This window comes from Rahnella aceris (genome assembly GCF_011684115.1).
GTDB classification, from domain to species: domain Bacteria; phylum Pseudomonadota; class Gammaproteobacteria; order Enterobacterales; family Enterobacteriaceae; genus Rahnella; species Rahnella aceris.
This window is the reverse complement of sequence record NZ_JAADJV010000001.1, coordinates 67,103-80,181: the sequence shown is the minus strand read 5'-3', so window position 1 is coordinate 80,181 and position 13,079 is coordinate 67,103. Positions and strand designations below refer to the sequence as shown.

Sequence of the window (13,079 nt, the reverse complement as noted above, 5' to 3'; positions counted from 1 at the left end):
CCCTGAGTCTTTTAAATGGATAAGTTGAAACGCTAAATGGTGCCGATAATAGGAGTCGAACCTACGACCTTCGCATTACGAATGCGCTGCTCTACCAACTGAGCTATATCGGCTTTCAGGACGCGTAACCATAAAGCATTAATCAATGATGAAATCGCATTGTAGGACAGTTTTGTAGGAGAGCCAATGTCCTCTACAGAGCACTAAAAAGCATATGACGTAAAATAGCCTAAAATGGAAATCATTATAAAACAATATGTTATATTACTGTTTAAAAATAGCCAACCAGAAGCATTGAAAAGCCTAAGTTCACAAAATAATGTCCCGCTTATTCAACTAAGGAGTGGGAATTATGTCATCAGAAACTAGTTTACGTAGCCAGCTTGAGCTTCCAAATGATCAGCAAATTGATGTCCTTGCTGCGATTCTCGACAATGAGAACGAACAGGCGACATCAGCCCGTAGTATGTCTACCGAACCTCAAGAAGTTCTTGAGAAACACCCCGGTATTACTCCTTTTAAAGATCTCGTTTCAAAAGCATCAGAGATCGTTTTGACAAGAAATGGTAATGAGATAGCGCAATGTCTACGCTCTATCCTTGAAAACAAAAATGATTACCTAAACCATCGAGATGAAGCAGTGTCATTGTCAATTGCGTTGAATATTTCACAATACATAGCTCCGAGATTTCGTGCGCTTCCTCCATCACCTAAAAGAACGTCTGATGATGAACCAAACCAATTAAGCATTGACCGCCAAGTCATTGATATGCACTGGACATGGATACAAGGACAGAAAAAAGCGGTAGGTGCAGAAGAGTTTGAGCACCTATTTCAGCGCGAAGAATTTGACTGGATCTTGGCAGAAAAATTTGCGCGTCTAAATTGGACAACTGACGTAAAAATCAGGGCATTACAGATCAACGTAAACCTTCAATGGGAGTTAGCACAGTATCAATCTAAAAAACACCGTGATTCATGGCGGAAACTTCAACAAGGAGATGTCCGAGGTGGCAAGTTGCATTCATTAGGGATTGCACAAGTTACGGAGAGACTTGAAGTTTCAGTAACAAAACGGAGAAATCTAGCAAAACATATTCCTCATTGGGTTAATGTTTGGCTTGCTTCACGCATATACGATAAATCATGCATGAGTTTAGCACAGATAATGAGATTTATGACAGGGGAAAGCCACGATGAGAAGAGGCTTAAATCATCATTAAAAGCTGTTTTACAACGTTTAGATTCATATGAGAAAAAGATGTGAACTCAAAATTTGAATGAAACGATAGCCTTGAAAAACAATTTACCGGGTTTATGCGCGATTAGTTTACCCAGTATGGGAGCTATCTCTTTTGCCATAAAACCCCCGTAAATCATAGTTCTTTGTATGACTAGGGTATTGCTTAGCTTTTTAACTTTTGTAACTAATTACCAAATAACAGGGTCGCGACTTTGTCGCGACGGGCTGCTTACGCAGCCTGAGTTATCATAGAAGAACAACTCTCGGGAAGGGTGAAGATTCGGAGCAAAATAAAACTTACAAAAACTCACGGAGTGAGTTTATTTTTTGAATCCACCACCAAAATCATAACAACTTGAATTTAATAATAAAAAACATTAAAAGCGATACGTAACGCCTCTGTAACGCACCCGTGTTTCATGATTATCTATATACAGCCGAAAGAATCAAAAGTCCTAGGGTGGACAGCATCCATTATGGGGATGCAATGTATAAATCCTGTTTGCCAAATTTATATCCTTATACTGGCACTACTTCCTAAGCTTATCCCATTTAACGGCAGACACAATTCCCCAATTGCCCGCAGAATTCGGCCTACGCCACTTTGCCGTCTCCATGCTACGGAGATACTCAAGAGCTTCGATAAACGAGCCAAAACGCTTCTGAGCGGCTTTATCTCCTACTGCAAATGAACCATCGCGACTACTCGCTAGTTCGGGATTAAAGCACGTCCCATCCGCCGCATAGGGAACCAGTAGTTCTGGGTCGTTTTCTTCGGATGAGTCGAATACTAACAACTGCCACGGTTCAACACTGAGAGCGCTAGCCAGCACCTCAATGGCATCGAGAGATGCATTAGAACCGCCACGTTCAATGCGGCTCATATAGCTACGTGCAAACCCACACCGATCCGCAAACGCTTCCTGGCTCATTCCGGTGGCAACGCGCAACTCTTTTACCCGCTCGCCAAACTGTATTCTCAGGGATTTTTTCATGCACTGAATGTGCAATTTTGACCACTGTAAGGCCACGCTCCATATGAGACATTTCGAATCTAACGTTCCCTATTGTGAGCACAATCACCCTCACGAGAAGTCTGTATAGCTACAATCAAAGATTCAAAATGAATACCATTAGTGACAAATCAAGCCAATATCGTATGATGGCTGTCACAGGTTGGGTGTCTTCGGCGCTCACTATGAGATGTGATGTTGTTTGGCAAATGAGGAAATCATGGCGGGATCAGATTTTATATTACCTATGATAGTGGGAGCCGTGCTCAGTTGGGCCAGTTACAGCATGGTCGCGCACGTTACATCAAAACGGCAGATCAGCACTCTACGAGCAATCTCATGGGGTGTTCTGGGAACGCTCTCACTAGTGCTGGGAGTAAGTGCATTCGCAGCTGTTGGCGCTGAACTCCCGTGAGAAAAACAAAATGCCTTGTGCTTGATTAATGAGCCAGAATGCTATGCAAAAGCACATCATAACCCCGTCAAAAAGTGCAAACAGGTAATGGATGAGAAAGCGACGTTTCGCCATGTGTGGCTAGATAGCGAAGAGCAACCAGTTTTCAGCACCTACCTCTGGCACGACAAGAACAAACAAACTATTCAAATATTCGGGCAACAAGCTAAGGCGATTAATAGCCTTGGGATGCAAACACCACTCCAATATTTTTGTGTATTCAACGCCAACACAGGGGAAGTCATCGCGGCTTCATTTGAGTAACCACTATAAGCCCCCCGAACTTATAAGTGGGGGCATTCAACCTCGTCGATCTTCTTTGCTGCTCTAACCGGAAACGGTGTCACAATCTTTCTTTCGTTTTGAATCTCTCACGCTAACTAACCCAAAACTCGGGGTTGCAATGAAAGTTTAGAAGCATTTAAAGCAGCGCGGCTATAGTCGCTCTGGAAACACCGTATTCACGCGCTAACGCACTGATACTGGTCCCGCTATTCTTTTTCTCTATAATCGCCCTACGGGCTTCTGGTGCGATTTTCGACGGTCTGCCCAGCTTCTTTCCTTCAGCTTTTGCTCGTGACAGCCCCGCCTGAGTGCGTTCAATAAGTAGGTCACGCTCCATTTCCGCAACGGCTGCCAGCATAGACAACAGAAGCTTACCGGCAGCAGAAGTGAGGTCAGTAGTTCCAAGCTGGTGGACGATCACCTTGATATTACGCTCTGCCAGTGCCCTGACCGTCTGGAGAACATCAATCGCATCACGTCCCAGACGGTCTAGTTTTGCAACTACCAACGTTTCACCATCGCGAATTTTGCTAAGCATTTCAGAAAACGCTTTACGTTGCATAGCCGGAACCTTCCCACTGACAATATCGGCAAACCAATAGTCAATTTGCCACCCAGCTTGCTCAAGCTCTAGTCGCTGGTTCTCAGTATCCTGCTGCGTTGTTGAAACACGCCCGTAGCCAAAAGTAGCCATTGTTATCTCCCCATCTGACCCCTGCCAGAAAACGAGGCCAACATTAGGATGACCTGTCAGAAAAGCCAAGGCTATTTTTCCAACAGTGTGAAAGCGTGCGATTGGGAGGTGCCAGAAAACGGTCGATTTCTTACATCATGGTTTCTATTGACTACACAATCAAAGTGGCTATGTTCTAATCGAAACGCAAAAATTTCTTTAGCACAGCAAAATAATTTCATAAGGATATTATTAATATGAGAATAAATTTCATTGAAATTAAGAATTTCAGAAAGTTGAAGTCTGTCCGCATAGATATTGCAGAAAAAACCACTCTCTTTGTTGGTGCTAACAATAGCGGTAAAACGGCTGCAATGGAGGCCTTAGGACATTTCCTCGTTGATGCCTCGCGGTTTAGCGTAAATGATTTGACACTTTGCAATTGGGCAAAAATAAAAGATATCACTGAACAATGGTTAACTGAGGAAAATATAGATCTTGATAAATCACAGGAAGCTTTATCAGATCTCTTTCCTTTCATGGATATTTGGATCGAAGCGAAAGAAAATGAGCTCCAATATGTTAACCATATACTACCAACGTTAGAGTGGAATGGAGGTTTAATTGGAGTAAGACTGAGATATGAACCCAAGAAATTTGATGTTTTCTTTGAGGATTTCATATCTTCCCGCCAAAATTCATTAGATATACACGACCGAATTTCTGAGCGGATTGATAAAGAAAATTACACAATAGCATTGTGGCCTAAAGATATTTATGAATATCTTTCAAGAAAGTTGAATTCACTGTTTACAATCAAGTGTTATAGCTTAGATCCTTCAAAACTAGAATTATCTGATAATGGGATAGCCAAACCCCAAAGAATAGACAGTAAGCAAACATTACTTGATGGCATACCTCTCAAAGATCTAATAAGAATTGATGAGATCAATGCACAACGTGGCTTTGGAAGCCCCTCCGCTGCCGACAAAGAGAATAGCAAATTAAACACACAGTTAAGAGATTATTATTCTAAACATCTCAACCCAATAGAAAGCCCTGAATTATCAGATATTGAAGCTCTACAAGCCATTCGTGATGCTCAGGATACATTTGATGAAAGATTAAAAAACTGTTTCTCCCAAGCCATAAAAGAAGTTGAAGGCCTCAACTATCCAGGAGTAACTGATCCTAAATTAAAAATCTCCACAAAAATAGAACCAATTGATGGCTTAAATCACGATTCAGCAGTTCAATATGAGTTAACTAATGCTTTAAGCAATGTATCTTTAGACTATCTAAGATTGCCAGAGAGTTATAATGGGCTAGGTTATCAAAACTTAATCTCAATTGCATTTAGACTAATGGGGTTCAGAGATAGTTGGATGAAAGTTGGCAAAGCTACAAATAAAAAATTAGCAGACGACAATCAAGAGGATTTTCCAGCTCCCCTGCATTTGGTTTTGATTGAGGAACCTGAAGCTCACTTGCATGCACAAGTGCAACAAATCTTCATTAGGAAAGCATATGATATATTGAGGAATCATAACAATTTAGGCGATAAAGAAGAGCTTCATACACAACTCATTATAAGCACACATTCGAGCCATATTGCCCACGAGTGTAAATTTTCTTCTTTACGATACTTTAGAAGAATTCCTGCTTGTAAAGAACATGAGATCCCTGTATCAACAGTAATCAATCTTTCCAATGTTTTTGGTGTAAATGATGATACAGAAAAATTTGTAATAAGATACCTAAAGGCAACACATTGTGATTTATTCTTTGCAGATGCTGTAATTCTTGTTGAAGGTCCTGCCGAGAGGATTTTAGTTCCTCACTTAATTAGAAGACACTACCCTTTCTTAAATCAAAGCTACATTACCTTATTAGAGATTGGTGGTAGCCATGCACATCGGCTAAAGAATCTGATTGTTAGTTTGAATCTTTTAACTCTAATTATTACGGATTTAGACCCTAAGGATTCACAAGATGGCAAGGTTAAACCCTCTAAGAAAGGCAGCGGTTTCGTTACAAGTAATACAACACTTGCAAGTTGGGTTCCAGAAGTTACCGGTGTCGATGAATTGTATAAACTCACGGAAGATAAGAAAGAAAAGAAATATAATGAATTCTTTTATGTTTACTCAGCTTTTCAGATTCCTGTTTTGGCTGAATTCAAAGGTGTTAACCAAGAGTTTTTACCAAACACTTTCGAAGACTCTTTAGTCTACAATAATCTAGATTTTTTCAGTAATCTTACTGGTAATGGTTTAGTGAAGAAATTTAAAGCATCAATTACTAATTGCAAAAATGCAGAGGAATTTGGAGAGGAATCATTTTCACATTTATCTAAAGGTAATAAAGCTGAATTTGCATTAGATATACTTTACCATGACGAAAGCGATAAATTAAACACACCTAATTATATAAGTAATGGTCTAAAGTGGCTCGAAGAAAAGATAAAAATAAAACAATTAGAGCTTGTTTCTGATTTAGCCAGTGATGGAGAAACCAAATGACTATCAAGCAAACTGAGGAAATATTAGATTCTAATATATATAATTATTTAACGGGCACTCAAAAGCATAGTTTCCTCCTTTATGCTGGAGCTGGCTCTGGTAAAACCAGAACTTTAGTTAATGTTCTGGAAATGATTTTGAAGAGTCACTCAGAAGAGTTCAGGCTAAGAGGAAAAAGAATAGCCGTGATAACATACACCAATGCGGCTTGTGATGAAATAAAAAGAAGAGTTAAATTCAACAAATTAATAGATGTGTCTACAATTCATAGTTTCCTATGGGAGCTAATTAGATATCACTCCAGTGATATAAAATCTTGGTTAATGGAAAACATTTCTGCGGAGATAGCTGATTTAAGGGACAAACAAAGCAGAACAACTAGAGTTTCTCAAGCTTCTTTAGAAAGAGAAAGAAAAATAGTTTCCAAAGAAAAACGTCTGCAAAACTTATCAGACGTATATAAATTCACATATAACCCTACCGGAGATAATAGAACTAAAGACTCTCTAAATCATTCAGAAGTCATTAAACTCGGATCTTATTTTCTAGATAAAAAATATACTATGCAGAAAATATTGGTTAATCGCCATCCAATTCTTTTAATTGATGAAAGCCAAGATACTAACAAACTGCTAATGAATGCATTACTCGAAGTTGAGAAAAATAACAGAGATACATTCTCGGTGGGTCTGTTAGGGGACATGATGCAAAGGATATACTCTGATGGTAAAAGTGATTTAGAGGCATGCCTTGACGAACACTGGAAAAAACCTGAAAAAAGCATTAACTATCGTTCTCCAAAAAGAGTGGTCGCTTTAATTAATTTAATTAGAAGCCAAGTGGATAATCATAAGCAAAAGGCCAAAGAAGATGCCGAGGAAGGATATGTAAGAATTTTTATAAAAGAATGTCATTCTGATAATAAAGATAGAGATGAATCTTTTGTAAAGCAAAGAATGAGAGAAATTACTTTAGATGATGATTGGGAAAACCATGATTCATTAGTAAACACCCTAATATTAGAACATCATATGGCCGCAACACGTATGGGCTTTATAGACATGTTCACTCCTCTCTATCAAATTGAGCGATTAAAAACTGGGCTTTTAGAGGGCTCTCTGGGTAATATAAATTTCATTTGTGGAATTGTTTCCCCCTTAATATCCGCCTGCATTAAAAATGATACTTTTACTATCACTAACATTTTACGAACAAATGCCCCCTTATTAAAAAGAGAACATCTTTTAAAAAATACAAATAATACCTCACCACTTACACAGATCAGAAGCTCTCTTGATATGTTAAAGAGTTTTATTTCTAAAAACCCTGAACTCATCACAATTAATTTACTGCATAAGATAAATGAAATAAAATTACTTGACGTCCCAGATTCTATACAAGAAATACTAGAAAGTAATGATAACTCACAAGATGATATCATTGAAGCTTGGCAGAAATCTTTTAGCTCTCCTTTATGTCAATTTGATAAATATTATAATTATGTCAAAGGGAAGACAAACATCGATACTCATCAAGGAGTTAAAGGTCTAGAATTTCCTCGTGTTCTAGTTTTAATTGATGATTCTGAGGCTAAAGGTTTTATGTTTAGTTATGACAAACTTTTCGGTATTAAAGAAAAAACCAAAACTGATTTAGATAATGAGAAAGAAGGTAAAGATACTAGTGAAGACAGAACTAGAAGACTATTTTACGTCACATGTAGCCGAGCACAAAAAAGCCTCGCCATTCTTGCTTATACAGATAATACAGAAATGCTAAGAAAAAACCTATTACATAAAGGATGGTTTGATTCGAGTGAAATAGAAATAATTTAATTAAAAGCAGTAATAGGATATTTTAAAGTGAACTGACATCATAAAAATGTTGGTTCACTTAATACGAACCATCGGTAAGAAAAAAAGTTGGTGTTGAATAATATGTCCACTTATACATCTTGTTATTTTATGCACATAGCCGAGCATTAATGGAGAATAAAATTGAGAACCGTCGAAATACTGCAATACACCTTACGCAAAGGCAGCGGTGCCGCTTTTCATGCCATCATGCAGGAAATCAGCGTTCCCCTACACCGACGCCACGGGATCGACGTTGTTTCGTTTGGTAACTCGCTGCATGACCCGGACTGCTATTACCTGATTCGCGCCTTTGTCAGCCCTAAAAACATGACTACGGTTCTCGACGCTTTTTACGCAAGCGATGACTGGCGCAGCGGCCCGCGCGAAGACATCATTGGCAGCATAGAGACCAGCACGAAAACAGTGATGAATCTACCACCTAAAAGCGTGGAAGGGCTGCGGGTGCAATCGTAGGTTATATGGCTTCACCAGACGCATTTTAAGCGTCTCCAAATTCAGCACTATGAAATCCACCACCCTTAATAAAAAACGCGCCAGAATCGTTCTGAGCGCGTTAGAGAAAGAGAGAAAGTCAGACTATTGCGGTTCTTTTCGCGATTTATTGCTCTGCTTAATCCGTAGCGCATCAGCTACCGCATCTACACCATCTTCGCAAACAAATGGAGCAACTTCCGGTAGCCCTAACGTAACGCTCTCAAGCACAGCATAGAGGGCTGCTGGTGGATAATCTTTGCTATACCGGTTCTCTGTCTCGCCAGAACCGCGGATATGTCCAACAAACTGCGCACGCGTCTCGCTGTCGATTCCAGCTTGTTTAAGTCTAGTAGAAAACGTGTGACGGAATGAATGGAAAGATTTTTTGCTCTCTTTTTCAAAGCCTAACCGTTCTTTGAGCAACGAGCGATTAAACCAGTCCGAAGCTTTATCGCCATATCCTTTTACAGGGTGGTAAGGAAGCTCGGGAAATAAACGTTCATGGCCTGCTTTCTTCAATGCTTCGCAATAGCGGACTAATCCAAGTTTGATCAATGTCGGATGCAACGGTATTTTCCGTCGCGAATGAATAGTTTTTAGCGACTGATCGGCACGCTCATTGCTGATTTCGAAGAAATAAAACCCGACCGCATCCTGCTTAATATCGTCAAGATAAAGCTGACATAATTCATTTATCCTCGCACCGGTAAAAAAGCCAATTAGCGGTAACCAGTAATGAAATGCACGATAATGATGGAATTGCCCCTGACTGTTTTTATCGACAGTCCCACGTTTATACCAAGGCATACCAAAAATAGCGTTTAAATCCTCATCAGTGAAATCAGATTTGAAATCCTGATCCATCTTTTCATTTTCAACAGGTGCAAAGAATTTATTCGCAGGAGACTTATTAAAAATGCCTTCTCCATCAGCCCACTGGAAAGCCTCGAAGAGAATTCGCATATATTTACGAACGGCATTATCGCTCATTAGAGGGTCGCCATTCTCTTTTGCCTTACCAATCAATTCATGAACATCATTGATTTTATATCTTATTTTCGCCAGATCGCGCCTTGCAGGTATCGACCTTAGTAAGCTCTCATACTTACGGAGGAAGTCACGGTCAACTTTTTCAAGCGTTGAATCACCCATGACTTCAAGGAGTAAGCCAAAACCTTCTCGAACTCGATTCTCTGCCTTTTCCGTGAATTTCCCCCCGCGCTTGTAGCGAATATATTTTTCACATAACTCGCTCATTTTCACTGAGTAGTATTTACGATTTACATATTCATTATCCGGTATTGATGAGGGCAATAATACAGGGGTAATTGCTTTTGGTTTCTCTGGCATGACTGGAGAAACTACGGTGCTATGTGACAGCCAAAATAATCGTAAGCGCTCGGCTTGAACACGATGAATCATCAATGAATTAGGCGAGATTTCGACACCGGGAAAGTCAACGAACCAAGCGGCTTTGGATGAAGCCTCTGAGGATTTAAATGCGGTTTCTGCATCCAGCGGCTCGCCAGCGATCATCTCACGTAATATACGTGATGAAACCAAGGGCTGAACATAACCGCTCAGAGAACCTCTGATACCGATGTTAATGGCACTATCGATGATAAATCCAAAAACCTCAGGATCGTCTTTATCAACGAGTGAAAGGTCTTCCACATAGTAAGCAGGACGCCCATCAGCAAGCCAAAACAGCGGGATATTCGTATCAAGCAGGCGCTGAGCAACTTGTTGCAGGGAAGCACTCGTTGAGCCGCAAAATTCAGCAAGGCTGATCATTCCTTCTCCAGCCAAAGCAGGCGCACTGCTTACCAACTTTTCTCTATCCAATTTTTGATACTCACCCAGACATCGCTGCCAGACAACCAATAGACCTGCGGCAATCGCTCGCGCTTTTCTGATGTCGTTTGTTTCTGTTGAAGCGTGAATCTCACGCTGTCCCGTGTAGAGACGGTATCGGGCGGGAACTGCAATACGGACAACATAAATACCGCTGCTACGGCGATACAGATTATCACGTTGAGCCATCGGCTGTATGACCTCTATGTAGTAGAGGCTACGCGATTTCACTCTGAATGAATTTAATGTTAATTAAATCAATGAAATAGAAGTGAGTGGTGCCGATAATAGGAGTCGAACCTACGACCTTCGCATTACGAATGCGCTGCTCTACCAACTGAGCTATATCGGCTTTTTTGAAAGGTGCCGGGGCTAGGGGTAACAAATTATGCAAACCGCTGACGTCCGTCAAGCGCCGATCGGGATGTTTGGTGAGTTCTTAATCACCCTGCGCACAATATGGATATAACGCCGGTTCTGATGCAGCAAAAACGTTTGGGCGAACGGGGAGCAGGCGCAGAAACGGAACTAAAGGGAGAAGTTAAAAGATTGAAAATCAGGGAGTGCGAGAAGATAAATGGTGCCGACTACCGGAATCGAACTGGTGACCTACTGATTACAAGTCAGTTGCTCTACCTACTGAGCTAAGTCGGCATTTTGAAGTGTTACCGGGGAACTACGGGGCATAAACTATTCAAATCTCCGACGTCCGTCAAGCCCCCGGCGGTGCGTATGCTGCTTTTCTCATCAGCACACGCACTTTGATGAACTGACTGCTTAAGCTTTCGCCAGCGGTTCGCGGAAGAAACTGATCAGGGCGTTGTAAATCTGATAGCGGTTTTTCTCCAGCACCATCATGTGCGTGGCTTCACCGATTTCCAGCCAGCGTTTATCCGGTGAGCCGGTGGCGCACAGGAACCATGCCTGTGCCAGTTCGACGGGCACATCAATATCCCATTCGCCGTGGATTAACATCAGCGGCACGCCGATATCGGCCGGATCGTAAAACGGTTTTCCCGCCGCCCAGTAATCGCGGATATCCTGAATCGGACCGTTGCTGGCGCGGATTGATTGCTGTGCCCGAAGTGCGTCATCCGGCTCGTCGCTGACGGTTTTTTCCAGCCATGCCTCAAATCCCCCTTCCGGGATCAGCCCTCCCCGCTTGCACTGTGGCGCTCCGCTAATCCAGCGTTCACGCGCCGCACCGGCATTGACGATGCGCCACGCGTTCAGTTCGCCACCGGGGTCGAGCGGCAGCGGTTTATCGCTTACCCATTGCGGGGCAATCAGCCCTAAACGCCTGACTTTATGGCCGTTCTGCGTGGTGTACGTACCGGTGACGCTGCCGCCCCACGACATCCCGATCACGTTAACCTGTGAAAGCCCGTTCGTTCTGAGCACAAAATTGACGGCGCTGCTGAAATCGCGCACGGCGACATCTGTTCTCACCGCAGGTGCGTTGAGGGTGGCGGCCTGAAGCATTTCCACCGGACGGGTCGAGCCGCCATAACCGCGTACATCGACGGCGTACACATCAAAACCGGCGCGGGCGAGTGCATCGGCAAAAGAGGCGCCTTCCAGCGGCGTGTCAAACAGGCTGCCGGAGGAATAAGTCGCGCCGTGCATCATGACGATGGTGCTGGCTTCGCTGAATTTTTGCTCCCCTTTGCGGTGCTTGTGCAAAAGATGCAACCGGATGCCGTCGGTATCAGACGGGATCAAAAAGCTTTCGCTGAAAATATCGGAATTGCTCATCGGGTTTTCCTTCTCAGAGTGGCTGCCAGCTCAGGCCACGGGCATCCTGACGGATTTTGCCCGCAGAGGAACCGGCGAAATGGGTGGTGAAAACGGTGGCCTGATGGCTCAGGGCAAACTCAATTGCCTTATGGCGTGAGGCTGTCGCCTGTGCCGGTTCTTCGCAGAACACCGAATCCCAGTCAGGGCGCGCGAGCTGAAGCGGATGGTGCATCACATCGCCCCAGAAAAAGGCCGTTTCACCTTCAGAGGTAAAGGCGAAAGAGAAATGATCATGGCTGTGGCCTGGCGTGCGGATGATGGCGAACCCCGGAATGGCCGTGGCGTCATCAGCATGTATCCGCTGATCGAGACCGGCCGCCACGACCGGCTCAACGCTGTCGGCAAAGATGCCGTCGCTAGGATCCCGGACGTTGTTCGGATCGGCGTAAAACTGGTATTCGGCTTCAGAAAACAGATAACGCGCGTTCGGGAAAGTCGGCACCCAGCGGCCATTCTCCAGCCGCGTATTCCAGCCGACATGATCAACGTGCAGATGTGACAGCAGTACCACATCAACATCTTCCGGTTCGACGCCCGTCGCCCGCAGGTTATCCAGCCAGCCCGTCTTCAGCTGATTGAACAACAGGTTCAGTGGACGCAATTTATCGTTGCCGGATGCGGTATCAATCAGCACCGTCTGCGTGCCGGTCTGCACCAGCCAGCTGTGGGTGCTGAGCATCAGTTCTGAGGCATCTGCGCCAAAAAAATCTGCCGGTAATGTTTTCGCGGCATCCTGAATAGCATCAGCATTCCATTGCGGAAAAAGCGACGATCCGGGATCTTGCAATGTCATCTCGGGGATCTTAGTGATTCTGGCGCTGCCGATCGGGTAAGTTTCTGGCACACTCATTTTATGACCTTATCTGGTGACAACCTTGTGGTGTGGG

General features: G+C 43.0%; 9 protein-coding genes, 3 tRNA genes and 1 pseudogene. 5 read left to right on the top strand and 8 right to left on the bottom strand.

Going from position 1 to position 13,079, the window contains the following annotated elements; all coding sequences use genetic code 11:
- Positions 1 to 37: 37 nt before the first annotated feature.
- Positions 38 to 113: transfer RNA gene (locus GW591_RS00420), tRNA-Thr, on the bottom strand.
- Positions 114 to 352: 239 nt separating this feature from the next.
- On the opposite strand from GW591_RS00420, the gene GW591_RS00415 reads away from it, so the two are divergent.
- Positions 353 to 1,267: a hypothetical protein gene (locus GW591_RS00415; RefSeq protein ID WP_000093741.1), complete on the top strand. Its 915-nt coding sequence runs from the start codon at positions 353 to 355 to the stop codon at positions 1,265 to 1,267.
- A 506-nt stretch (positions 1,268 to 1,773) separates the two neighbouring features.
- On the opposite strand, the gene GW591_RS00410 is transcribed toward GW591_RS00415, so the two are convergent.
- Entirely contained in the window at positions 1,774 to 2,238 is a 465-nt protein-coding gene (locus GW591_RS00410) for a helix-turn-helix domain-containing protein (protein ID WP_001580470.1), read from the bottom strand.
- Between the two features lie 238 nt (positions 2,239 to 2,476).
- Here GW591_RS00410 and GW591_RS00405 point away from each other — a divergent pair.
- Positions 2,477 to 2,974: pseudogene (locus tag GW591_RS00405) on the top strand (hypothetical protein).
- A gap of 157 nt (positions 2,975 to 3,131) precedes the next feature.
- Here the strand turns inward: GW591_RS00405 and GW591_RS00400 are convergent.
- On the bottom strand, positions 3,132 to 3,689 hold the full coding sequence (locus GW591_RS00400) for a recombinase family protein (RefSeq protein WP_000190113.1): 558 nt from the start codon (positions 3,687 to 3,689) through the stop codon (positions 3,132 to 3,134).
- 236 nt (positions 3,690 to 3,925) lie between these two features.
- Between GW591_RS00400 and GW591_RS00395 the strand changes: the two genes are divergently transcribed.
- The 3 genes from GW591_RS00395 (at position 3,926) to GW591_RS00385 (ending at position 8,520) form a co-directional block, all read left to right on the top strand.
- Positions 3,926 to 6,190 carry an AAA family ATPase gene (locus tag GW591_RS00395; protein ID WP_001222145.1) on the top strand — a complete coding sequence of 755 codons (2,265 nt, stop codon included), beginning with the start codon at positions 3,926 to 3,928 and terminating at the stop codon, positions 6,188 to 6,190.
- Positions 6,187 to 8,025 (top strand): UvrD-helicase domain-containing protein, encoded by a 1,839-nt coding sequence (locus tag GW591_RS00390; protein WP_000153208.1) that lies wholly within the window; start codon positions 6,187 to 6,189, stop codon positions 8,023 to 8,025. Before GW591_RS00395 ends, GW591_RS00390 begins: the two co-directional genes overlap by 4 nt.
- A gap of 162 nt (positions 8,026 to 8,187) precedes the next feature.
- Entirely contained in the window at positions 8,188 to 8,520 is a 333-nt protein-coding gene (locus GW591_RS00385; RefSeq protein WP_001261099.1) for an NIPSNAP family protein, read from the top strand.
- 123 nt (positions 8,521 to 8,643) lie between these two features.
- Here GW591_RS00385 and GW591_RS00380 read toward each other — a convergent pair whose 3' ends face one another.
- The 5 genes from GW591_RS00380 to GW591_RS00360 all read right to left on the bottom strand — a co-directional run bounded on the left by GW591_RS00380 (position 8,644) and on the right by GW591_RS00360 (position 13,042).
- Entirely contained in the window at positions 8,644 to 10,584 is a 1,941-nt protein-coding gene (locus tag GW591_RS00380) for a site-specific integrase (RefSeq protein ID WP_000068782.1), read from the bottom strand.
- Between the two features lie 87 nt (positions 10,585 to 10,671).
- Positions 10,672 to 10,747, bottom strand: a tRNA-Thr gene (locus GW591_RS00375).
- A gap of 226 nt (positions 10,748 to 10,973) precedes the next feature.
- Positions 10,974 to 11,049: transfer RNA gene (locus GW591_RS00370), tRNA-Thr, on the bottom strand.
- Positions 11,050 to 11,172: 123 nt separating this feature from the next.
- Entirely contained in the window at positions 11,173 to 12,150 is a 978-nt protein-coding gene (locus tag GW591_RS00365; RefSeq protein ID WP_166859932.1) for an alpha/beta hydrolase, read from the bottom strand.
- 13 nt (positions 12,151 to 12,163) lie between these two features.
- A complete protein-coding gene (locus GW591_RS00360) occupies positions 12,164 to 13,042 on the bottom strand; it encodes an MBL fold metallo-hydrolase (protein WP_013574294.1) in 879 nt (292 codons plus the stop codon).
- Positions 13,043 to 13,079: the final 37 nt, after the last annotated feature.